Here is a 22,445-nt window from a genome sequence, read left to right as displayed (position 1 = left end):
CAGGCAGGCATGAGCACTGCACCGAACCCGATCGACCTGCAGAAGCACCTGAGCGGGGTGGACTACCCCGCCAGCAAGGACGACCTGGTCAAGGCCGCCCGCGAGCACAACGCGGGCGATGACATCGTCCAGGCGCTGCAGAACATGCCCGACCGCCAGTACGACGGCCCGAACGCGGTCAGTGAGGCGGTCACCAAACGCTGATCCGTGGGGGTGCGGTGGGCGGGGCCGTGCACGGCCCCGCCCATCGCGCGTCCGCGCCCGCTCACGAGAGCCCGGCCGTCAGCCCGAACGTCCAGACCGGCACCAGGTCGCGCTTGAGCAGCTTGAACAGGGTGATCGGGCTGCTGCTGACCGTCTCCTTGTAGGCGATGGCCGCGCGGCCGGTCAGGTACCACCGGCGCGGGGTGTCGTCCGGGCGGGTGAACTGGATGACGGCGTCCCGCCTGCCGAGGCTGACGGGCTGGTGCACGTACCCGAACTTGAAGGCCGGGGGCGTCTTGCCGCGCAGCGTGGCGGCCAGCGAGTCGGCCGCGCCCAGACCCGTGGGGATGCCGCCCTGGCAGGTGCCGTGCATGACGCCGAACTTCTGGGTGATCGCGGCGGCGTCGCCGACGGCGTACACGTCCGGGTGGGAGACCGAGCGCAGCACCTCGTCCACCACGATCCGGCCGCGCTCGTCCACGCTCAGCCCCGACTCGGCGGCCAGCGGGAGGCCCCTGGTGCCGGTCGTCCAGAGCGTGGCGTCGGAGTGGATCAGCTCGCCGTCGCCCAGCTCGACGCCGTCGGGCAGCACCTTGGTGATGTCCGCGCCCGCGCGCACCTCGACGCCGAGCCGCTCCAGCACCCCGTCCAGGTACGCCCGCGCGCCCCGGCCCATCATCGAGCCGGGCCGTCCCCTGGTCAGCAGGACAACGCGCAGGTGCGGGCGGGCCTCGGCCAGCTCGGCGGCCGACTCGACGCCGGTCAGCCCGCCGCCGGCGACGACCACCGTGCCGTGGGTGAGGGTGTCCAGGTGCCGCGAGAGGCGCAGGGCGCCCGCGTGGTCGTCGTAGACGTGGGCGTGCTCGGCGACGCCGGGGACGGCCGCGTCGGTCACCGTGCCGAGCGCGTAGATCAGCTTGTCGTAGCCCAGGGTGCGGCCGGCGTCGAGCCGTACCTGCCGCCGTACCGGATCGATCGCGGCCACCCGCCCCAGCACGAACTCGACGCCGCTGCCCGCCAGCACGCCGGTCAGCGAGTGGTCGGCCAGCCGCTCACCCGCCGCCGTCTGGTGCAGGCGCAGCCGCTCGGTGAACCTGGGGGACGCGTTCACCAGCGTGACGCGCGCGCCCGTGGAGCGGGTCCTGCGCGCGACCCTGATGGCCGCCGCGACGCCGGTGTAGCCTCCGCCGAGTACCAGGATGTCGGTCATCTTCCTTGCCTCCTCGATTCGTGCTTGCAGACGGATCGGGGAGGCGCGGATGTGACATCGGCGCGGAGAACTTCCTAAGGAACCTGCCAGCCGCGCTCGTGCAGGGCCTCGGCGAGCGTGCCGGCCGCGTCGGGCTCCACCGACAGCTCGGCGATGCCCAGGGGCAGGCCGGGGGCGTGCTCCAGGCGCACGTCCTCGACGTTGACGCCGACCTCGTCGCACACCTGGAACAGCCGGGCGAGCTGGCCGGGACGGTCGCCGATCACGACCTGGACGACGGCGTAGGAGGAGGCCGGGCCGCCGTGCTTGCCGGGGATGCGGTCGTGGCCGGCCACACCGCGCTTGAGCAACTGGGTGATCTCGTTGGTGGCGGTGCCGTCGCCCTCGGCCAGGGCGCGCAGCGCGCTCGCGGCGTCGGCCAGGTCGTTGGCCACGGCCTCCAGCACCTCGGCGACCGGGGACGCGTTGCCGGACAGGATGCCCAGCCACAGCCCCGGGTCGCTGCCCGCGATCCGGGTGACGTCGCGTACGCCCTGCCCGGCCAGCCCCAGTGCGACGTCGGTGGCGTCGGCCAGGCGGGCGGCCACGGCGGAGGCGGCCACGTGCGGCGCGTGGGAGACCACGGCGACCGCGCGGTCGTGGTCGATCGCGCTGACCTCGACCGCGTTGGCGCCGCACAGCTCGATCAGCCGCAGCACCGCCGCCTTCGCCTCGGGGTCGGCCTCCTCGGTCGGGCACAGCGCCCACGGCCGCCCGAGGAACAGGTCGTCCCTGGCCGCGCCCGGCCCGGACTTCTCGCGGCCGGCCAGCGGGTGGGAGGCGACGTAGGTGGCCAGGTCGCAGCCGAGCTGCGCGGCCCGGTGGATGGGCTCGGCCTTGACGCTGGCGACGTCGGTGTAGAACCGGGCCGCTTCGATGCGCTGCAGCTCCAGCAGCTCGGTCGCCACGTACGCCGGCGGCACCGCGATGATCGCCAGGTCCACCCGCTCGGACGCCTGCGCCGTGGCCTGCCCGCCCTTCATCGGCTGCCACTCCTCGCCCGCGCCGAGTTCCCGGGCCAGCCGTACGGCGCCCGGGTCGCGGTCGGCGAGCAGCACCCGCACCCCGCGCTTGCGCAGCGCCAGCGCCGCGGAGGTGCCGATGAGGCCGGTGCCGACGACGAGCACGGTACGAAGATCCATCTCGATGTCCTGATTTATCGGGTCGTACGGGCTGGTGGTGTCGCGCGGCCGGCTTGCCGCGCGCCTGACGGGGTGCTACGGGTGCGGGCTACTGGGCGATGTCCTGGCGCAGCGCCACCGCGCCGCGCAGATAGACGTGCTGGATCTCCGAGCGCGGACGGTCGGTCTCCACGTGGGCCATGAGCCGTACGACGCGGGGCAGCGCGCCCGGCACGTCGATCTCGGTGCAGCAGATCAGCGGCACCTCGTGGAAGCCCAGCTTGCGCGCCGCGAGCGCCGGGAACTCGGCCGTCAGGTCGGGCGTGGCCGTGAACAACACGCTGATCACGTCGTCCGGGGTCAGGCGGTTACGCTCCATGATCGCGCTGACCAGCTCGGTCGTCCCGGAGATGACCGAGTCGCGGTCGTTGGCGTCCACCTGGATCGCCCCACGGATCGCCCGCACCATGTGGTTCGTCCCCTTCCATAGCCGCGAAGCCCGTGCGGAGGTTCGCACGGGCTCCTTCGTCCGGCCAGATTACAGCTTCACGGCCGCGTACAGCTCGCCGACTTCCTTCAGGCTCAGCGCCCTGACGGTGCCCGGCTTGGTCCTGCCCAGCTTCACCGGGCCGAACTCGATCCTGGCCAGGTCGATCACGCGGTGACCGGCCTCCTCCAGCATCCGCCGCACGACGTGCTTGCGTCCCTCGTGCAGCACGACCTCGACCAGCGCCTGCTGGCCGTGCTCCTGCACGATCGAGAACGCGTCGGCCCTGGCGATGCCGTCCTCCAGCTCGATGCCCTGCTTGAGGCGGCGCCCCAGGTCGCGCGGGATCGGCCCCGGCACCTTGGCCCAGTACTTCTTCTGCACGCCGTAGCTGGGGTGCGTCAGCCTGTTGGCCAGCTCGCCGTCGTTGGTGAGCAGCAGCAGGCCCTCGGTCTCGGTGTCGAGCCGGCCCACGTGGAACAGGCGCGGCGCCAGCTCCTCGACGTAGTCGGCCAGGCACGGGCGGCCCTGCGGGTCGTCCATCGTGGAGACGACGCCGATGGGCTTGTTCAGCGCGTAGTAGACCAGGTCGGGCGCGGTCGGGATGCGCTTGCCGTCCACGTGGATGACCTGCGCCGCGGGGTCGACCTTGGCGCCGAACCTCCGTACGACCTGGCCGTTCACGGTGACGCGGCCGTCGCCGATCATCTCCTCGCAGGCCCTGCGGCTGGCCACGCCCGCCTGGGCGAGCACCTTCTGCAGCCGCACGCCGCCCGGGACCTCGGTGGTGTCGCGCTCGTCGGTGTAGCCCTCGGGGTAGAGGTCGCGGTCGCGGATGGGCTGCCGCGCGGCCTTCACCCGGTCGTGCTGCGGGCTGCCGTAGCTCGGCGAGCCGCCGCCGCGCCTGCCGCCCGCGCCGATGGTCTGGACGTCGTCGCGGCGCGGCGTACGGGGTGCGCGGCGGTCGCCGGCACCGCCCTGCCGCTCGTCGCCGTCGCGCCTGCCGTAGCGGGAGCGGGTCGAGCTCGCCGCCGCCCTGGGGGCGGCTTCCTCGCGACGCCCGCTCCGCCCTGCCCTGACGTCACGCCGGTCGTCACGCCGGCCGTCACGCCGGTCATCGCGGCGGTCGTCACGCCGGTCATCGCGGCGGTCGTCACGGCCCTCGGGGCGGTAGCCGCCGCTCCGCTCGTCGCGACGGGGGGCGCGCTCGTAACGCTCACCACGCCCGTAGCGCTCGTCGCGGACGGGACGCTCACCACGGCCACCGAACCGGTCACCACCGGCAGGACGGTCACCACGGCCACCGAACCGGTCACCACCGGCAGGACGGTCACCACGGCCGGCGAAGCGGTCCTCGCGCTCACCCCGGCTGCGGAACCGGTCGTCGCGGTCGCCGCGGCCGGCGAACCGGTCACCACCGGCAGGACGGTCACCACGGCCGGCGAAGCGGTCCTCGCGCTCACCCCGGCTGCGGAATCGATCGTCGCGGTCGCCGCGGCCGGCGAACCGGTCATCGCGGCCGTAGCGCTCCTCGCGGCCATGGCGGCCGTCGCGCTCGTCCCGGCCGCCGCGGTCACCGCGGTCACCGCGATCCCCACGACCGCCGAACCGGTCATCGCGACCGAACCGGTCCTCACGGCCGGGCCGCTCTTCGCGGCCGAACCGCTCGTCGCGGCTGGAACGGCCCTCGTTCTCGCCGTCGCGCCTGCCTCCGTACCGGGCGCGGGTACCGCCCCGGTCGGCGCGCAGGGAGTCGCTGCGGCGAGTGTCATCGCGGAAGCCGCTCTCGCGGCGGGGGCCGCCGCCACGGGAATCGTCGTCGCGGCGGAAACCGCCACGGGTGCCGCCACGGGTGTCGTCGGAGCGGAAGGCGGGACGCCCACCACGGCCGGAGCCGCCCGCACGTCCACGACCGCGTCCATCACCGGACGGGGTGCTACGCCTGTTGATCACTTTGTCGTCTCCTCGAGATTCTCCACGTCGTCCGGGAGGAAGGGCGCGAGCTCGGGGAGCTCGCTCAGGTCCCGCAGTCCCAGACGTTCAAGGAAGTATGAGCTTGTCCGGTAGAGCACTGCCTGGCTCTCCGGGTCGGTGCCGGCCTCCTCGACCAGCCCCCTGGCGACGAGCGTCCGCATGACGCCGTCACTGTTGACGCCGCGCACCGCGGCGACGCGGGCACGGCTCACCGGCTGCCGGTAGGCCACGACCGCGAGTGTCTCCAGCGCGGCCTGGGTCAGCCGCGTCTGCTGGCCGTCGCGTACGAACCGCTCGACCATTGGCGCGCAGTCGGCTCGCGTGTAGAACCGCCAGCCGCCCGCGACTTCTCTCAAGTCAAAACCCCGCCCGGCGGCGGTGTATTCCGCCGCCAGTCCGCGCAGCGCGGCGCTCACCTCGTGCGTGGGCCGCTCCAGCACCTGGGCGAGGGTCACCTCGGCGACGGGCTCGTCAACCACAAGCAGGATAGCCTCCAACGCCGCCTCCAGCGTCGGCCCCGCCTCACTCCCGAGCCCCGGCCCGGCCGCACCCGCGGAGTCGTCCGGCTCAGCGGCCTCCAGCGCCTCGGACTCACCGGCCTCCTGCGCCTGCTCACCGAGCAGCACCTCGGCCTCGGCCGCCTCCTCGGACGCGCCGGTCGCGCCGAGCTCCTCCGCGCCACGCCCTGCCGACCCGGCGCTCTCCAGCCCCGCATCAGAACCACCGGCGGCATCGCGGAGCGCCTCGCCCGCAGGCCACTGCGGCGCGGCGCCCGTGAGCCACTGCGGCGCCTCGTCCGCGGGCCACTGCGGCGCGGCGTCCGCTGGCACCGGGCTCTCCTGCGCAGCGTCCCGGTGGCCCGTCTCCGCCTCCGCCGGGGCCGGCGGTGCGGCGGCCTCGGCTTCCACCTCGGGCGCGCCCGGCTGGGCGAGGGAGCCCGGGAGGGTCATCCAGGCGGGCAGGGGCGGCTCCGAGTCCGGGGAGCGGCGGGGGTTGGGCAGCGGGTTGTCGTCAGTCATGGGATGGTTTCTCCGCGGATTCCTCGTAGTCGTCGCCCACCGCGACGTCCCCCTCGTCGGAGCCCGTCCACGTCACGTGCAGGTCGCCCAGCGGCTCGATCTGCTCGAACGTCACCGCCGACTCCCGGAAGAGCTCCAGCACGGCCAGGAACCGCGCGATGACCTCGATGGTGCCGTCGCAGTCGGCCACCAGCGCGCGGAAGGTGGCGCGCCGGAGCCGGCGCAGGTGCATGACGAGGATCGCCGCCTGTTCCTTGACGCTGGCCAGCGGCTGGTAGACGTGCCCCAGGTTGACGGTGGGCGGCAGCTTGGGGGTGAAGGCCTTGGCGGCGATGCGGGCGAGCTGCTCGGGCCCGATGCCGAGGATCAGCTCGGGCAGCAGGTTGGCGAACTGCTCCTCCATCGTCACGGTGCGGGGGAAGCGCAGCGCCTCCTCCGCCATCCGCCCGGCGAAGACCTTGGCCACCTCTTTGTACGCCTTGTACTGCAGCAGCCGCGCGAACAGCAGGTCCCTGGCCTCCAGCAGCGCCAGGTCCTCCTCGTCCTCCACCTCGCCGGTGGGCAGCAGGCGGGCCGCCTTGAGGTCGAGCAGGGTGGCCGCGACCAGCAGGAAGTGGCTGGTCTGGTCGAGGTCCCACTCGGGGCCGCGGGAGCGGATGTAGGCGATGAACTCGTCGGTGACCTTGGAGAGCGAGACCTCGGTGATGTCGAGCTTGTGCTTGGCGATGAGGCCGAGGAGCAGGTCGAACGGACCCTCGAAGACGTCCAGGTGGACCTGGAAGCCCTGGGGCGGCGGCTGCTCGGTGGTCACCTGGCCATTGTGGCAGGCGCCGGCCAGCGCGAGAGCACCTCGCGGGCCAGCTCACGGTAAGCGTTCGCGCCGAGGGACGACGGGTCGAAGGTGGTGATCGGCTCACCGGCCACCGTCGCGTCGGGGAAGCGCACCGTGCGGTTGATCACCGTGTGGAAGACCTTGTCGCCGAACGCCTCCACGACCCGGGCCAGCACCTCGCGCCCGTGCAGGGTGCGGGCGTCGTACATGGTGGCCAGCAGGCCCTCGATCTCGAGCTCCTCGTTGAGCCGCTCCTGGACCTTGGAGATGGTGTCCATGAGCAGGGCGACGCCGCGCAGGGCGAAGAACTCGCACTCCAGCGGCACCATCACGCCGTGGGCGCAGGTGAGGGCGTTGATCGTGAGCAGGCCGAGTGACGGCTGGCAGTCGATGAGGCACACGTCGTAGTGCGGCAGCAGCGGCTTGATGACGCGGCCGAGCACCTGCTCGCGGGCGACCTCGGTGACGAGCTGCACTTCCGCGGCGGACAGGTCGATGTTGCTGGGCAGCAGGTCGAGGCCCTCGACGCCGGTCTGCAGCAGCACCTCCTCCGCGGTGACGCCGCGCTCCATGAGCAGGTTGTAGACGGTCAGGTCGAGCTGGAGCGGGTTGATGCCCAGGCCGACGGACAGGGCGCCCTGCGGGTCGAAGTCGACCAGCAGCACCTTGAGGCCGTACTCGACGAGCGCGGCGCCCAGGTTGATGGTGGTGGTGGTCTTGCCGACGCCACCCTTCTGGTTGACCATCGCGACCACGCGCGCGGGGCCGTGCACCGCCGGCGGCACCGGCTCCGGGAACACCGGCCGGGGCCGCTGCGTCGGCCCGAGATTGACGCCGTTGGAAGGCGCGTTGGTCTTCGTGTCGCCCCAGGGGTTGTCGGGGGTCCCCGGGGTCGAACCCTTGGTCGTCACAGTCACCAGCTCGAACCTCCCTGACGATCCCGAACCGGACCGTCCGGACGGACACTATGGCGTCACCACTTAACGCGGCAAGGCGGCACGCCGTGGGCCGGCGCACGTCCCAAAAGACTATAGATCACTGCCGGGCACGCGGATGCGCTGCGGCGTAGACCTCGCGGAGTTTGTCGACCGTGACCAGGGTGTAGACCTGGGTGGTCGTCACAGAGGCATGGCCGAGCAACTCCTGTACCACCCTAACGTCCGCGCCGCCGTCTATCAGGTGGGTTGCGAAGGAATGCCGGAGTACGTGGGGGCTTATCCCGTCGAGTCCGGCGCGTTCGGCGGCGGCCTGGAGCACTTCCCAGGCTCCTTGCCTGGTCAGGCGGCCGCCGCGGGCGTTGAGGAAGACCGCGGGGGTGCCGCGCCCGTGGGCGAGCAGCCCGGGGCGGGCCCGTACGAGGTAGGCGTCCAGCGCCGACCGGGCGTATCTCCCCAGGGGCACGACGCGGGTGCGGCCGCCCTTGCCGTGCAGGCGCACCTGGTCGTCCTCCAGGTCGTCCACGGCCAGGCCGACGGCCTCGGAGATGCGGGCGCCGGTGCCGTACAGGACCTCCAGCAGGGCGCGGTTGCGCAGCGTGAGGGGTGCGCCGTCGGGGCCGGAGGCGGCGATGAGGCGCTCGACCTCGTCCACGCCGATGGCCTTGGGCAGCCGGCGGAGCTGGCGCGGCGGGCGTACCTGGTGGGCGGGGTCGTGCGCCGTGACGCCTTCGCGCAGGGCGAACCGGTGCAGCCCTCGCACGGCGGAGACGGCGCGGGCGGCGGAGCTGGCGACCAGGGCGGGGTGCTCCCCGTCGCCCTCGCGCAGCGCGGCGAGGAAGGCCAGCACGTCGGCCTCCCCCACCTCGCCGAGCTCCAGGCGCCCGCGCGCCTGGAGGTGCTCGAAGTATCGGCGCAGGTCACGACGGTAGGACGCGAGCGTGTTGGCGGCCAGGCCGCGCTCCACGGCCAGATGGGCGAGGTAGCTGGAGAGCACCGCCTCCACGAACTGGTCCTTCCGTCACGCCTCCGGTGCGTCGGCCGGGCGCAGCAGGGCATGCCCCTCGACCGAAGCCGCATATGCGGCGAGGATACCGGCCACGGTCGAGGAATTGTGGATCATTCCCATGAGCGCCTTCTCGACCGCGTCGGCCAGAGGGACCCATTCGACCGGCATGTCGATTTCCTCGTGCCGGTGTTCGAAGCCGTTCTCCTCGTCGGGGATCTTGCTCAGGCCGCGCGCGAGGAACACCCGTACGCGCTCGTCGGTCATGCCCGGCGAGGAGCGCAGGTCGACGAGCGTGTACCAGGTGTCGGCCCGGTAGCCGGCTTCCTCGGCGAGCTCGCGGGCGGCGGTGGTGACGAGCGGTTCGCCTGCCACGTCGCGGATCCCGGCGGGCAGCTCCCACATGAGGTGCCGCGTCGGGTGGCGGTACTGCCTGATCATCAGGACGCGGTCGTGCTCGTCGAGAGCGAGCACGGCGACGGCCCCCGGGTGGACGACGTAGTCGCGGTCGGCCACCTCGTCGCGGGGCATCTTGACGCTGTCGGTGACGACGTCGATCACGTGGCCCTTGAACCGGTGACGGGATTCGACGACGTCCCATGCCTCGGGCGTGTCTTCGACCCTCATGGGCCCACCTTGGCACCGACGCGGCTGTCCGCGTAGACGAGGGCGGCGTTGATGAGGCCCTTGAACATCGGGTTGGCCCGGGTGGGCCGGGAGCGGAACTCGGGGTGGGCCTGGGTGCCGATGAAGAAGGGGTGCACGTCGGTCGGCAGCTCGGTGTACTCGACCAGGCGGCCGTCGGGCGACAGGCCGGAGAAGACCAGGCCGACCTGCTCGAGCTGCTCGCGGTAGGCGTTGTTGACCTCGTAGCGGTGGCGGTGACGCTCGTCGGCCTTGGCCTTGCCGCCGTAGAGCTGCCTGGCCAGGGTGCCCTCGCCGAGCTTGGCGGTGTAGCTGCCCAGGCGCATGGTGCCGCCCATGTCGCGCTCGCCGGCGACGACGTCCTCCTGGTCGGCCATGGTGGAGATGACCGGGTGCTTGGTGTCGGGGTCGAACTCGGCGGAGTTGGCGTCCTCGATGCCGGCCATGTGGCGCGCGGCCTCGATGACCATGCCCTGCATGCCGAGGCAGATGCCGAGCAGCGGGATCTTGTTCTCGCGGGCGTGGCGGATGGCGCCGATCTTGCCCTCGATGCCGCGTACGCCGAAGCCGCCGGGGATGAGCACGCCGTCCACGCCGTCGAGCTCGCGCTCGGCGCCCTCGGGCGTCTCGCAGTCGTCGCTCTTGACCCAGCGGATGTTGACCCGGGCGTCGTTGGCGAACCCGCCGGCGCGCAGCGCCTCGGTGACCGACAGGTACGCGTCGGGCAGGTCGATGTACTTGCCGACGAGCGCGATCGTGACCTCCTTGGCCGGCCGGTGCACGCGGCGCAGGAGCTGCTCCCACTCCTTCCAGTCGACGTCGCGGAAGGGCAGGCCGAGGCGGCGCACGACGTACGCGTCGAGGCCCTCGGAGTGCAGCACCTTGGGGATGTCGTAGATGGAGGCGGCGTCCACGGCGGAGACGACGGCGTCCTCGTCGACGTCGCACATCAGGCTGATCTTGCGCTTGATCGCCGTCTGCACGGGCCGGTCGGAGCGCAGCACGATCGCGTCGGGCTGGATGCCGATGCTGCGCAGCGCCGACACGCTGTGCTGGGTGGGCTTGGTCTTCAGCTCGCCGGACGGGCCGATGTACGGCAGCAGCGACACGTGCAGGAAGAACACGTTGTCGCGCCCGACCTCGTGCCTGATCTGCCGCACGGCCTCCAGGAACGGCAGCGACTCGATGTCGCCGACCGTGCCGCCGACCTCGGTGATGACGACGTCCACGTCAGGGCCGGCCATTCCGCGGATCCGGTCCTTGATCTCGTTGGTGATGTGCGGGATGACCTGGACGGTGTCGCCCAGGTACTCGCCCCGCCGCTCCTTGGCGATGACGTTGGAGTAGACCTGGCCGGTGGTCACGTTGGCCGAGCCGTGCAGGTGGGTGTCGAGGAACCGTTCGTAGTGGCCGACGTCGAGGTCGGTCTCGGCACCGTCGTCGGTGACGAACACCTCGCCGTGCTGGAACGGGTTCATGGTGCCGGGGTCGACGTTGAGGTAAGGGTCGAGCTTCTGCATGGTGACCCTGAGACCGCGCCCTTTGAGCAGGCGACCGAGGCTGGATGCCGTGAGCCCCTTGCCGAGACTGGAGGCGACACCGCCGGTGACGAACAGATGCTTGGTTTGCGATGCGCTGCGCAAAGGGGCTCCCGTGGCTCGAGGTGTGGTCGAAGTGTCCACGGGCTCTCAGGATATCAAACAACGCCCCTCACATGCCCGAACGGCATGACCTAGCGGTAACTTTGGTGCCTATGTCAGTAGTTCGGCGGGCCTTGGGCGCGTTGATTCACCGTACCTACGCGGCGATCCGCCACGCCGGCGCGATCTCTGCCGAGAGTCCCGCCGGTTACCGGTTCCGCCGGCTCGGCGACGGGGTCAGCATCGCGTTCCCGCCCGGCGCGATCTTCGGCGAGCAGTGGATCGAGATCGGCGACCACACGCTCATCGGTGAACGGGTGTCGATCTCGTGCGGCATGGTCCCCGATCGGGATCTCGGCCCGGACGCGATCCTGCGGATCGGCGGGAGCTGCTCGATCGGCCGCGGCTCGCACATCGTCGCCCACCAGTCGGTCGAGATCGGCGACGACGTCTTCACCGGCCCGTACGTCTACATCACGGACCAGAACCACGTCTACGACGATCCCGACATCCCGATCGGGCGGCAGTGGCCGCGCAACAGCCCGGTCTCCATCGGCTCGGGCTCCTGGCTGGGCACCGGCGCGATCATCCTGCCGGGCACCACGCTGGGGCGGCACTGCGTGGTGGCGGGCGGCGCGGTGGTGCGCGGCGAGTTCCCCGACCACAGCGTGGTGGCGGGGGTGCCCGCCAGGCGCGTGCGCGGCTACACGCCGGAGCTGGGCTGGCACACGCCGATCACGCTGGACGTCATGCCCTGAGCCGCCACCTGGACGCCACCCCTGGACCGAACAAGGTTCTGACAGTTAGCGTCGTTCCATGCGGACCGCCATCTGTGAGCGTTTGGGCATCGAGTTCCCGCTGTTCGCCTTCAGCCACTGCCGCGACGTGGTGGCCGCCGTCACGAACGCGGGCGGTTTCGGGGTGCTGGGCGCGGTCGCGTACTCGCCCGAGCAGCTCGACACGGAGCTGACCTGGCTGGACGAACGGGTGGGCGGCCGCCCGTACGGCGTGGACGTGCTCGTCCCCGGCAAGATCGACGCCTCCGCGCTCGACCGCCGCACGCACCTGCTGGAGGCCGTCCCCGACCGCCACCGGGACTTCGTCACCCACCTCCTGGCCAAGTACGGCGTCAGCGCCCCCGGCCAGCCCATGACGGCGGTGGCCGACGAGTTCGGCAGGCGGGTGACGGCCGCCGGGGCGACGGGCCTGATCGACGTGGCGCTCAAGCACCGCATCGGGCTGATCGCCAGCGCCCTGGGGCCACCGCCGCCCGAGATGGTCTCCAGGGCCAGGGAGGCGGGGGTGCCGGTGGCCGCGCTGGTGGGCACGGTGGAGCACGCCCGCAGGCAGGTGGCCGCGGGCGCGGACCTCATCGTGGCGCAGGGCACGGAGGCGGGCGGGCACACCGGCGACGTCTCCACGATGGTGCTGGTGCCGCAGGTCGTGGACGCGGTCGCGCCGGTCCCGGTGCTGGCGGCGGGCGGGATCGCCTCAGGGAGGCAGATGGCGGCGGCCATGGCGCTCGGGGCCGAGGGCGTGTGGTGCGGCTCGGTGTGGCTGACGACCGAGGAGGCCGAGACGGCCCCGGCGGTCAAGGCCAAGTTCCTGGCGGCGTCGTCGCTGGACACGGTCCGGTCCCGGTCCCGTACGGGGAAGCCGGCCCGCCAGCTCAGGTCCGCCTGGACCGAGGAGTGGGACTCGGGCCAGGAGAGCCCGGGCGCTCTGGGGATGCCGCTGCAGATGCTGCTCGCCGAGGGCGCGATGGCGCGCATCGGGGCGGCGGCCGAGAAGGGCGAGCCGGGGGCGGTGGAGCTGGTCAACTACTTCGTGGGGCAGGTCGTGGGCCAGCTCGACCAGGTGAGACCGGCCAGGGACGTGGTCTACGACATGATCAGCGAGTTCGGCGAGGCGGTCGAGCGGCTGCGCCGCCTGTCTGCGGAGTGAGACACGGGCGTTTGCCCGTTCTTTGCCAGAAGGTAACCTGCGCCTGTGGTCGGGACTCCGCCTGAGCTGGAACGCGGCACCGGCGTCCCCGCGCACGTGCAGATCGAGCGCTGGCTCCTGGCCTCGATCGCCGCCGGAGAGCTGGCGCCGGGTGATCGGCTGCCCGGTGAGCGGGCGCTGGCCGGGCGGCTCGGCGTGAGCAGGATGACGCTGAGGCAGGCGCTGGCCTCGCTGGAGCGCGACGGCGTGCTGCTGCGCGTGCCGGGCAGGTCGGGCGGCGCGTTCGTCGCCGAGCCGCGCCCCGAGCCGCGCATCGACTGCGACCTGACCGGGCTGGCCGGGTTCACGGAGCAGATGCGCCGCGCCCACCTGCGGGCCGAGGCGCGGATCCTGCGGGCCGCGACGGTGCCCGCGCCCGCCGCCGCGGGCAGGGCGCTGGGCCTCTCGACCGGCTCGCCGGTGCACGAGGTGGCGCGGGTGCGCTCGGCGGGACGGTCGCCGGTGGCGCTGGAGCGCTCGTACTTCCCCGCTCTGCCCGGCCTGCTCGACCAGGACCTCACCGGCTCCCTGTACGCGCTGCTGGCCACCCGGTACGGCCTGGAGCCGCGCACCGCGGTCGAGCACCTCGACCCGGTGATCGCCCAGCCGGCCGAGGCCGCCGAACTGGGCATCGCGCCGGGCACGCCGCTGATGCTGATCGAGCGCACCGCCTACGCGGCGGGCGGCACGCCGGTGGAGTACGCGCTCGACCTGTTCCGCCCCGACCGCGTCCGCATCTCGGTACGCAGCGGCGTCACGGAGACCGCCTGAACCGCCGCCGCGTCACGACACCCCCAGTGTCACGGCACCAGCGGGCCCTTGACCACCACCCCCGGCACCCATCGCCCCTCGATCTCGACCTCGACCGGCGTCCCCGGCTCCGCCTCCAGGTAGGCGTAGGCGATCGACTCCCGCGCGGTGTACCCGTACCCGCCGGAGGTCACCCGGGCCTCGACCCGCCCGTCCACGCGCACCGGCTCGTTGCCGAGGGCGACGGCGCGCGGATCGCTCAGCGTCAGGCAGCGCAGCCGCCGCGCGGGCGCGGGATCGAGGGCGTCCCTGCCGAGGAAGTCCTTGTCGTTCTTGACGCAGAACCCCAGCCCCGCCTCGTACGGCGTCGTCTCGGGCCCGATGTCGGCCCCCCACACCCGGTACCCCTTCTCCAGCCGCAGGCTGTCGATGGCCCGGTACCCCCCGGCCACCAGCCCGTACGGCTCCCCCGCCCGCCACAGCGTCTGCCAGAGCCCGAGCCCGTACTCGCTGGAGCAGTACAGCTCCCACCCGTGCTCCCCCACGAACGTCACCCGCAGCGCCAGCACCGGCACGTCCCCCACGGTGAGCTCGCGCGCGGACATGAAGGGGAAGTCCAGCGGGTCGGGGGTCAGCCCGCCGAGCACGTCGCGGGCCCGCGGCCCCCACAGCGCGAAGCACGCGTACTGGCCGGTCACGTCCGCGATCCTGGCCTTCGACCCGGTGAGCGCCGCCTGCTTGCGCAGCCAGCCCATGTCGTGCGAGCCGAACGCGGTGCCGGTGACGACGAGGAACTCCTCCTCGCCGCGCCGGGTGACGGTGAAGTCGCACTCGATGCCGCCGCGCCGGTTGAGCGCCTGCGTGTACGTGACGGCGCCCACGTGCCGGGCGACCCGGTTGTCGCACACCCATTCCAGCAGTGCGGCGGCGTCGGGCCCGGTGACCTCGATCTTGGCGAACGAGCTCTCGTCGAACAGCCCGGCGGCCGTGCGCGTGGCCCGGTGCTCGGCTCCGATCGCGGACGACCACAGCCGCCCGGCCCACCCGTGGGGCCGCTCCTCCTCCTCGGGAAGGGCGTTGCCCGCGTAGTAGTTGACCCGTTCCCACCCGGACTTCTCACCGAAGACGGCCCCGTGGGCGGCGTGCCAGCCGTAGGCGGGCGAGACCCGCAGCGGCCGGCCCGCCGACCGCTCGTGACCGGGGTAGCGGATGTCGTAGTACGTCTCGTAGTTCTCGACCGCCCGCTTGATCGTGTACGACGGCGAGCGGTAGTGGCGGCCGAAGCGGCGCACGTCCATGTGCCACAGGTCCATGCCGGGCTCGCCCTCGACGATCCACTCGGCCATCACCTTGCCGATGCCGCCCGCGCCCGCGATGCCGTGCGCGCAGAAGCCGGCCGCGACGAAGAACCCGGCGACCTCGGTCTCGCCCAGGCAGAACTCGTTGTCGGGGGTGAACGCCTCGGGCCCGTTGATCAGCTTGCGGATGCCGACGTCGGCCATGGCGGGCACGCGGATCCGGGAGTTGTCCGAGATCTCCTCGAACCTCGCCCAGTCCTCCGGCAGGAGGCGGCCGTTGAAGTCGCCCGGCACCGCGTCGTAGGCGTTCCGGCCGGCCGTCCAGGGCGCGCACTGGCGCTCGTACCCGCCCATGACCAGGCCCTGGACCTCCTGGCGGTAGTAGATGAGCAGGTCGGGGTCGCGCAGCGTGGGCAGCCCGGTGTGGTCGTGGAAGGCGTCGCTGACGACGTACTGGTGCGACATGGGCACGATCGGGACCCGCACCCCGGCCATGCGGCCGATCTCGGCGGCGAACATGCCGCCGCAGTTGACCACGATCTCGCAGGCGATGTCGCCCTGGTCGGTGCGCACGCCCGTGACGCGGCCCCGATCGACGGTGATCCCGAGCACGCGGGTGCGGGTGCGCACGGTGACGCCGCCCTCGCGGGCCCGGGTGGCCAGGGCGTAGCAGAGCTGGGAGGGGTCGATCTGCCCGTCGGTCGGCAGGTAAGCCGCCCCGACCACGCCCTCCGGGTCCATGAGCGGGAACAGCTCCACGGCCTCGGCCACGGAGATCTCCTCCAGCGGCAGCCCGAACGTGCGCGCCCAGCCGATCTGGCGGCGGATCTCCGCCATCCGCTCGGGCGTGGAGGCGAGCTTGATGCCGCCGCACTCGGTCCAGCCGGCGTCGAGGGTGCGGTAGAGCTCGACGGAGTACTGGTTCATCCGGGTCAGCGTGGGGTCGGCGCGCAGTTGCCCGACGAGCCCGGCGGAGTGGAAGGTGGAGCCGCTGGTGAGCTCGTCCCGCTCCAGCAGGACGACGTCGCGTTCGCCGAGTTGGGTGAGGTGGTAGGCGACGGACGCGCCGCCCACCCCGCCACCGATGATCACGATGCGGGCCGAGTCGCTCATGGTCGCGAGGCTAACCGGCACGCCCTTAAAGGTCTAGACCGTTCGGGACAGCGGGGCTAGCATCGAGCATGGCCGCGCCCGAGGTCCTCGATCGCATCCCCCTGCTGTCCGGCGTGCCGCGCTCCGTGGAGGAGCTGCCCGGCGGGCTCACCAACCACAACTACAAGGTCACGACGCCGTCCGGCGCGTACGTGGTGCGCGTGTGGGCCAGCGACGGCGCGCTGCTGGCCATCGACAGGGATGCCGAGCACGCCAATTCGATCGCGGCGGCGCGTGCGGGGGTCGGCGCGCCGGTGCACGACTACCTGCCGGAACTCGGGGTGCTGGTGGTGGGGTTCCTGCCGGGCTGCCGCACGTTCACGGAGGCCGACCTGCACGATCCGGCGAACCTGCCGCGCGTGGCCGAGGCGTGCCGGCGGCTGCACGCCGGGCCGCGGTTCGTGCGCGACTTCGACATGTTCGAGGTGCAGCGGCGCTACCTGGAGATCGTCCGCGAGCGCGGCTTCCGGCTGCCGCCCCGCTATCTCGACTTCATGCCCGCCGTCGCCCAGATCCGGAAATGTCTCGCTGTCAGGGACGAGGGAACGGTTCCGTGCAACAACGACCTGCTGCCCGGCAACATCCTGGACGACGGCGAGCGCCTCTGGCTGATCGACTACGAGTACGCGGGCAACAACGACCCCTGCTTCGAGCTCGGCAACATCTGGAGCGAGTCCGCCCTGCCGCTCGGGCACCTGGAGCAGCTCGTCACCGCCTACTACGGCCGCCGCCTGCGCAACAAGATCGCCCGGGCGCGCCTGCTGGGCCTCATGTCCAAGTACGGCTGGACGTTGTGGGCCTCCATCCAGGACGGCGCCAACGAGACCATCGACTTCGACTTCTGGTCGTGGGGCATGGAGAAGTACGAGCGGGCGGTGGCCGAGTTCACCGATCCCGGCCTGACGGGCCTCATGGACGAGGCGGCGCGGGCAGACTAGGGGAATGCTGGCCGCTTTGACCGGTCTGGGGCTGTCCACGGCCGCCGGGCTGAACGCGTACATCCCGCTCCTGGTCGTGGGGGTGCTCGCGAACGTCACCGACGCCGTGCGGCTGCCCGACGGCTACTCCTGGCTGTCGAACTGGGGCGTGCTCGCCATCCTCGCGGTGCTGCTGGTGGCCGAGATGGTGCTCGACAAGGTGCCCGCCGTCGACAGCGTCAACGACGCCATCCAGACCGTGGTGCGCCCGGCCTCGGGCGGCGTGGTCTTCTCCGCCACGAGCGCCGCCGCCGAGCTGGAGAACTCGACCTGGATGACCGAGCGCCCCTGGGTGGGGTGGCTGCTGGGCATCGTGCTGGCGCTGGCCGTGCACGCGATCAAGGCCGCCGCCCGTCCGGTGATCAACGCGGGCACGGCGGGCGTCGGCGCGCCGGTCGTCAGCACGGTCGAGGACGCCGGGTCGTTCGGGATGAGCCTGGTCGCGGTGTTCCTGCCCGCGCTGGTGATCGTCGCGTTGCTGGCGTTCGCGGTGGGCGCGTGGTGGCTGCTGCGGCGGGTACGCCGCTTCCGCGCCCGCAGGAGGGCGGCCCGGGGTCATCACCCGCCAGGCTGACCCGGGATCCGCCCGCGGGCTGACGCGCCGGCGCGGCGGGGCCGCCTACGGTTGGGGCGAGGTAGCGAACAAGGGATGGAAACGTGTGGGCGGCAATCCGTGGCCCCCAACCCTGGCACGCTCACACGCGTGGGCGCCCGGCGGCACCTCTCGTGCCGCCGGGCCCTTCACCGCTTCTCACCGGCGCCGTGCCCAGCCCGTCACGGCGGCGTGACCGGGCCCCTCACAGGCGCCATGACCAGCCCCTCACAGGCGGCGTAACCAGCCCTCCAGCGCGTTGACGAAGTCGTCGGGCCGCTCCTCGTGCAGCCGGTGGCTCGTGCCCTCCCACGACAGCACCACCGACGCCGGGTCCTTGAGCAGCCCGGCCTCCCAGCTCGCCCGCCCGGCGTCGGCCCAGATCGACAGCACCGGGCACCGCCTGCGGGCCAGGTAGCCGTCGCTGGCCGGGCGCACCCCGATGGCGTCCGGGCCGGTGAACATGGCCTCGAACGCCTGGACGAGCACGTGCGGCGGCATGCCGTACAGCCTGCGCTTGTGCCAGCGCCTGATGACGGGCGGGGTGGCGGCGTTCGTGCACCACTCGTCGATGCGCTCGGCCGCCTCGTGGGGGCGCTCGCCCCGCAGGCCCGCGATCATCCTGGGGAAGCCGCGGGCGAGCTCGGCCGACATGCCGTAGCCCGGGTCGAGGGTGACCAGCGCCCGCACCCGCTCCGGGTGCTCGACGGCCAGGATGGAGACCACCTGCCCGCCCATCGAGTGCCCGACGGCGACCACCTGGGGGATGCCGAGGCGGTCGAGCAGGACGTTCAGGTCCTCGGCCATCGCGCGCGGCGTGTTGCCGCTCTCCGGGACCGAGGAGTAGCCGTGGCCGCGCAGGTCCACGGCGAGCACGCGGTGCGCGGGGGTGAGCGCGTCGATGTGCCACGACCACTGGTGCGAGTCGGCCCCCCAGCCGTGGACCAGCAGCAGCGGCGCCGGGCCGCCCGCGCCGTCGTCGGTGTAGAAGAGCCGGACACCCTCCCCGACCTCCGCGTACGGCACGCTATGCCTCCGGTGCCTTCGGCGCCTTCCACGGGGGCAGCAGCGAGCCCTCCCCCGCGGTCCAGCCGCCGTCGATGGCCAGCTCGGCGCCGGTGACGTACGAGGCGGCGTCGGACAGCAGGAACGCGATCGCCTCCGCCACCTCCTCCGGCTCGCCCCAGCGCCCGGCGGCGGCCAGCCCGAACGTGCCCTCCCCCGACACGGCCCCCAGCCCCTGCGTCATCGGGGTGACGATCATCCCGGGATGCACGGAGTTGACCCGGATCCGGTCCCGCCCGAACTCCAGCGCCGCGATCTTCGTCAGCCCGCGCACCCCCCACTTGGAGGCGCCGTACCCGCCGGTCATGGGCAGCGCGAACAGCCCCGCGACCGACGACAGGTTCACGATGGCGCCGCCGCCCTGCTCGCGCATGGGCCCGACCACGGCCTTCAGCCCCAGGAAGGTGCCGACCAGGTTCACCTGCAGGACGTTCTGGAACTCCTCCAGGGGCTGATGCTCGATCGGCAGCATGGTGGCGATGCCGGCGTTGTTCACCAGGCCGTCGACCCGCCCGTACGCCTCCAGGGTCTCGGTGACGACGGCCGCCCAGGCGTCCTGGCTGGTCACATCGTGCGCGATGAAGCGGGCGTCGAGCTCCTTGGCGGTCGCCGTGCCCTCCTCCACCAGCACGTCGGTGACCACGACCCGGGCCCCTGCCGCGACGCAGCGCCGGGCGGTGGCCGCCCCCATGCCACGGGCGCCGCCTGTGATGATCACAACCTTGCCGTCAAGCACCCTGAATGCCCTCTCTAGGGGTGGTTGGGGAGACATGTGCACTGAAACACACCGGTCAGGTCTGATCAAGAGCTTGCTTGCTCACCGTGGTGCCCGCGGGGCGCGCCTGAACCGCCGAGTCCGACTATCCTTCAAGACACCAACACCAACAGGAGGTGGCGAAGATCGGCGAGTTCCTTGTCATCGTGCTGGTGATCCTGGCGTTCCTCCTGCTGCTGGGCGGCGTCGGCATCTACCTCCTGGTCAAGCTGGGCAGGAAGGCGGCGGTCAAGGCCAAGCAGGCCACGGTCCGCCTCAGCACGCACGTCAACGCGATGGGCACGGGCGACGCCGCCGAGGTCGAGCGGCTCCGGCTCGACCTGCGCCGCGAGGTCTCCCTCACCCGGCAGGCCGTCGAGCACGCGCAGAGCCTGGGCTGGGGCCTGGGCGACCTGCCCCGCCTCCTGGCCGACCTGACGGCGCAGGCCGATGTGCACGACGGGCAGCTCGGCATGTACGCCCAGCAGCGCCGCGTGTCGCCGTACGTGGACCACGCCACCCTCGACCGGCTCAGGGAGCACCAGGCCAAGCTGACGGCGATGTGCGCCCGCATCCGCGCCGACCTCCTCGGCGACCAGGTGCAGCACACCGCCACCGGCATCGCGGACCTCACCTCCCGCACCGACCTGGAGATCGAGGCCCGCCGCCGCGCCCCCGACCCGCTGGACGAGATCGACGAGCTCTACCGGCGCTCGATGGAGGAGCGCAGGGACCGGCCCTGACGGTTACCGTAGGTAGCATCATGGATGCGACGCGCGACATGGGCGAAGAAGGTACTCCGACGCGGGCATCAAGCATTTCTGGCGGGTGGAACAGGAAGACGGCATGCCCGTCGTGTACACGCTCGAGCTCGAACCCGCGGTCAGGGCGTACGTCCCCACAGGCATCCCACCGCAAGCGGCTGCGGACGAACATCGGCTTCGACGTGGACGTCGATCTCGACCTGGACAGAGCCCTGCGCTGAACGCACGCGGGCGGTAAACGGGTTGCGCCCCTTCCCGCCGCATCGCCATACTCGACGATCGTATCGATCGCCGCCTGATCACCGCTGCACGAAGGGAGGATGAGACTGTGACGACGACTGTTCGCGTGCCGTTTTCCGCGTCCTCATTCCTTCCCACCGGGCGTCAGCCGACCTGATCGCGACCGGCCGGTGGGCCGCAGACCTGGAGTCATCCCACCGTGCCGAAGCACTCGCAACACCGCCGCCGTGGCAAGCACGCCCTCGACGCCGACGACCTCGAATGGCTGGAGTCCGCCCCCGAGACGTACGACGGCCCGCCGGAAGGCGACCGCTGGTCCACCTGGGACCAGAGCACGCCGACGGAGAAGGGCCCGCGGCCCTACCCTGACTGGCTCGTCACCGAGCTGGCCGCCGTCGACACCGAGCACGGCATCCTCAAGACGGGCAAGGAAGCCGACGTCCACCTGATCTCCCGCGGCGTGCCGGGCACCGACCGGGTCTGCCTGCTGGCGGCCAAGCGGTACCGATCCGCCGAGCATCGCCTCTTCCACCGCGACGCCGGCTACCTGGAGGGCCGCAGGACCCGCGACGACCGCATGAACCGCGCCATGGCCGGCCGCACGGCCTTCGGCAAGCAGGCCATCGCCGCGCAGTGGGCGGTGGCCGAGTTCTCGGCGCTGTGCCGGCTGTGGGAGCTGGGGGTGCCGGTGCCGTACCCGGTGCAGATCGTCGGGACGGAGATCCTGCAGGAGTTCGTCGGGACGCACGACGGGTACGCGGCGCCGCGGCTGGCGCAGGTGACCGAGGGGCTCGGCGAGCTGTGGGAGCAGCTCGTGGCGGCCATGGTCACGCTGGCCCGCGAAGGGCTCGCCCACGGGGACCTGTCGCCGTACAACCTGCTGGTCCACGAGGGCAGGCTGGTGGTCATCGACCTGCCGCAGATCGTGGACGTGATCGCGCATCCGGTGGGCCCGTCGTTCCTCGACCGCGACGCGCGCAACGTCGCCACCTGGTTCGCCGCCAAGGGCGTCGCCGCCGACCCGAACGCCCTGGCCACCCTGCTCCGCAAGGAGGCCGGGCTCCTCCCCTGACACGGGACCGCCTCGCCCACCCTGACGTGGCCCTTCACAACGGACGCGGGACCGCCGCCCGACAGGGCGAGGCGCCGTGTCGTCAGGCGCCGTGTCGCCAGGCGTCAGGCGTCAGGCGTCAGGCGTCAGGCGTCAGGCGGAGCTTGCGTGCTCTCGAGGGTTTCGATGGTGGCGTGCAGCCAGGCGAGCTCCGCCTGGCTGGTGGCGTGGGCGATGGTCAGCAGGCCCTGGCGGAAGGGGTCGGCGAACTCCTCGGCCGCCATCGGACGGTCCCCGTCGTAGAAGAAGCTCGTCGGCTCCTCCAGGAACGCCAGCCGCCTGCGCAGCACCGCCGCCTGCTCCTTGGGCTCGCCCAGGTGCCGGAGGAAGGCGAGCAGGGTGAACCACCGGTTCTCGTCGCTGATGTCGAGCTCACCCGGATCCCGCAGCCGGCGCTCCAGCTCCGTGCGACCCTCGGGCGTCAGGTACAGCATGCGCCGTGGCGCGGCGGCCACGCCCGGCTCGTCCTTCCTGACCAGCCAGCCGGCTGCGGCCATCCGCTTGATGGCTGGGTAGAGCGTGCCGTCGGCCACCGGGCGCACGTGCCCCATCAGCGCCGCCACCCTGCGGCGCAGGTCGTAACCGTGTAACGGCCGATCCCTGAGGAACCCGAGTATCGCCAGCTCCAACATGGCTATCAGCATACC

22 protein-coding genes are annotated in these 22,445 nt (G+C 72.2%); 8 read left to right on the top strand and 14 right to left on the bottom strand.

The features are described 5' to 3' along the window. Nucleotides 1-9 precede the first annotated feature (9 nt). Nucleotides 10-204: a DUF2795 domain-containing protein gene (locus AB0I79_RS03060; RefSeq protein ID WP_357866204.1), complete on the top strand. Its 195-nt coding sequence runs from the start codon at nucleotides 10-12 to the stop codon at nucleotides 202-204. A 61-nt stretch (nucleotides 205-265) separates the two neighbouring features. Here the strand turns inward: AB0I79_RS03060 and AB0I79_RS03055 are convergent, their stop codons facing one another. From AB0I79_RS03055 to AB0I79_RS03010, 10 genes are all read right to left on the bottom strand, one after another. Then, a complete protein-coding gene (locus AB0I79_RS03055; protein ID WP_357866202.1) occupies nucleotides 266-1,414 on the bottom strand; it encodes an FAD-dependent oxidoreductase in 1,149 nt (382 codons plus the stop codon). 74 nt (nucleotides 1,415-1,488) lie between these two features. After that, on the bottom strand, nucleotides 1,489-2,595 hold the full coding sequence (locus tag AB0I79_RS03050; protein ID WP_357866201.1) for a prephenate dehydrogenase: 1,107 nt from the start codon (nucleotides 2,593-2,595) through the stop codon (nucleotides 1,489-1,491). 88 nt (nucleotides 2,596-2,683) lie between these two features. Continuing rightward, nucleotides 2,684-3,043, bottom strand: a complete 360-nt coding sequence (aroH, locus tag AB0I79_RS03045; protein ID WP_357866199.1) for a chorismate mutase — start codon at nucleotides 3,041-3,043, stop codon at nucleotides 2,684-2,686. A gap of 69 nt (nucleotides 3,044-3,112) precedes the next feature. Next, on the bottom strand, nucleotides 3,113-5,014 hold the full coding sequence (locus tag AB0I79_RS03040) for a pseudouridine synthase (protein WP_357866197.1): 1,902 nt from the start codon (nucleotides 5,012-5,014) through the stop codon (nucleotides 3,113-3,115). Then, nucleotides 5,011-5,544: an SMC-Scp complex subunit ScpB gene (gene scpB, locus AB0I79_RS03035; RefSeq protein WP_357867056.1), complete on the bottom strand. Its 534-nt coding sequence runs from the start codon at nucleotides 5,542-5,544 to the stop codon at nucleotides 5,011-5,013. The genes AB0I79_RS03040 and scpB overlap by 4 nt, the downstream gene beginning before the upstream one ends. 502 nt (nucleotides 5,545-6,046) lie before the next feature. Then, nucleotides 6,047-6,865, bottom strand: coding sequence for a segregation/condensation protein A (locus tag AB0I79_RS03030; protein ID WP_357866195.1), 819 nt, complete (start codon nucleotides 6,863-6,865; stop codon nucleotides 6,047-6,049). Continuing rightward, complete coding sequence (locus AB0I79_RS03025; protein WP_225274173.1) at nucleotides 6,862-7,803, bottom strand: ParA family protein; 942 nt, start codon at nucleotides 7,801-7,803, stop codon at nucleotides 6,862-6,864. Before AB0I79_RS03025 ends, AB0I79_RS03030 begins: the two co-directional genes overlap by 4 nt. A gap of 118 nt (nucleotides 7,804-7,921) precedes the next feature. Beyond that, on the bottom strand, nucleotides 7,922-8,827 hold the full coding sequence (locus AB0I79_RS03020; RefSeq protein ID WP_253746716.1) for a site-specific tyrosine recombinase XerD: 906 nt from the start codon (nucleotides 8,825-8,827) through the stop codon (nucleotides 7,922-7,924). 15 nt (nucleotides 8,828-8,842) lie between these two features. Beyond that, nucleotides 8,843-9,454, bottom strand: a complete 612-nt coding sequence (locus tag AB0I79_RS03015) for an NUDIX hydrolase (protein WP_357866192.1) — start codon at nucleotides 9,452-9,454, stop codon at nucleotides 8,843-8,845. Continuing rightward, complete coding sequence (locus AB0I79_RS03010; protein WP_357866191.1) at nucleotides 9,451-11,115, bottom strand: CTP synthase; 1,665 nt, start codon at nucleotides 11,113-11,115, stop codon at nucleotides 9,451-9,453. Before AB0I79_RS03010 ends, AB0I79_RS03015 begins: the two co-directional genes overlap by 4 nt. 110 nt (nucleotides 11,116-11,225) lie before the next feature. Here AB0I79_RS03010 and AB0I79_RS03005 point away from each other — a divergent pair, with 110 nt between their 5' ends. From AB0I79_RS03005 to AB0I79_RS02995, 3 genes are read left to right on the top strand one after another with little or no spacing between them, the layout of a single operon-like run. Beyond that, a complete protein-coding gene (locus AB0I79_RS03005; protein WP_357866189.1) occupies nucleotides 11,226-11,870 on the top strand; it encodes a DapH/DapD/GlmU-related protein in 645 nt (214 codons plus the stop codon). Nucleotides 11,871-11,928: 58 nt separating this feature from the next. Further along, complete coding sequence (locus AB0I79_RS03000) at nucleotides 11,929-13,056, top strand: nitronate monooxygenase family protein (protein WP_357866187.1); 1,128 nt, start codon at nucleotides 11,929-11,931, stop codon at nucleotides 13,054-13,056. A 45-nt stretch (nucleotides 13,057-13,101) separates the two neighbouring features. Beyond that, the gene (locus AB0I79_RS02995) at nucleotides 13,102-13,866 is read left to right on the top strand and encodes a GntR family transcriptional regulator (RefSeq protein WP_357866185.1); all 765 of its coding nucleotides are present in this window, start codon (nucleotides 13,102-13,104) and stop codon (nucleotides 13,864-13,866) included. Nucleotides 13,867-13,895: 29 nt separating this feature from the next. On the opposite strand, the gene AB0I79_RS02990 is transcribed toward AB0I79_RS02995, so the two are convergent. Next, on the bottom strand, nucleotides 13,896-16,256 hold the full coding sequence (locus tag AB0I79_RS02990) for an FAD-dependent oxidoreductase (RefSeq protein WP_357866183.1): 2,361 nt from the start codon (nucleotides 16,254-16,256) through the stop codon (nucleotides 13,896-13,898). Between the two features lie 68 nt (nucleotides 16,257-16,324). On the opposite strand from AB0I79_RS02990, the gene AB0I79_RS02985 reads away from it, so the two are divergent. Further along, nucleotides 16,325-17,233, top strand: coding sequence for a phosphotransferase (locus tag AB0I79_RS02985; RefSeq protein ID WP_357866182.1), 909 nt, complete (start codon nucleotides 16,325-16,327; stop codon nucleotides 17,231-17,233). Nucleotides 17,234-17,237: 4 nt separating this feature from the next. Further along, complete coding sequence (locus tag AB0I79_RS02980; protein ID WP_357866180.1) at nucleotides 17,238-17,846, top strand: DUF4126 domain-containing protein; 609 nt, start codon at nucleotides 17,238-17,240, stop codon at nucleotides 17,844-17,846. Between the two features lie 246 nt (nucleotides 17,847-18,092). Here AB0I79_RS02980 and AB0I79_RS02975 read toward each other — a convergent pair whose 3' ends face one another. Further along, nucleotides 18,093-18,890: an alpha/beta hydrolase gene (locus tag AB0I79_RS02975; RefSeq protein WP_357866178.1), complete on the bottom strand. Its 798-nt coding sequence runs from the start codon at nucleotides 18,888-18,890 to the stop codon at nucleotides 18,093-18,095. A 1-nt stretch (nucleotide 18,891) separates the two neighbouring features. Then, nucleotides 18,892-19,701 carry a glucose 1-dehydrogenase gene (locus AB0I79_RS02970; protein ID WP_357866177.1) on the bottom strand — a complete coding sequence of 270 codons (810 nt, stop codon included), beginning with the start codon at nucleotides 19,699-19,701 and terminating at the stop codon, nucleotides 18,892-18,894. 119 nt (nucleotides 19,702-19,820) lie between these two features. Here AB0I79_RS02970 and AB0I79_RS02965 point away from each other — a divergent pair, with 119 nt between their 5' ends. Together AB0I79_RS02965 and AB0I79_RS02960 are read left to right on the top strand one after the other, a co-directional pair. Continuing rightward, complete coding sequence (locus AB0I79_RS02965) at nucleotides 19,821-20,426, top strand: hypothetical protein (protein ID WP_357866175.1); 606 nt, start codon at nucleotides 19,821-19,823, stop codon at nucleotides 20,424-20,426. A 460-nt stretch (nucleotides 20,427-20,886) separates the two neighbouring features. After that, nucleotides 20,887-21,759, top strand: a complete 873-nt coding sequence (locus AB0I79_RS02960) for an RIO1 family regulatory kinase/ATPase (RefSeq protein WP_357866174.1) — start codon at nucleotides 20,887-20,889, stop codon at nucleotides 21,757-21,759. A gap of 125 nt (nucleotides 21,760-21,884) precedes the next feature. Here AB0I79_RS02960 and AB0I79_RS02955 read toward each other — a convergent pair whose 3' ends face one another. Next, a complete protein-coding gene (locus tag AB0I79_RS02955) occupies nucleotides 21,885-22,430 on the bottom strand; it encodes a PadR family transcriptional regulator (protein ID WP_357866172.1) in 546 nt (181 codons plus the stop codon). Nucleotides 22,431-22,445 lie beyond the last annotated feature (15 nt).

The sequence above is a fragment of the Nonomuraea sp. NPDC050202 genome (genome assembly GCF_040656115.1).
In the GTDB taxonomy this organism is placed as follows: domain Bacteria; phylum Actinomycetota; class Actinomycetes; order Streptosporangiales; family Streptosporangiaceae; genus Nonomuraea.
This window is presented reverse-complemented; position numbering and strand designations above follow the sequence as displayed.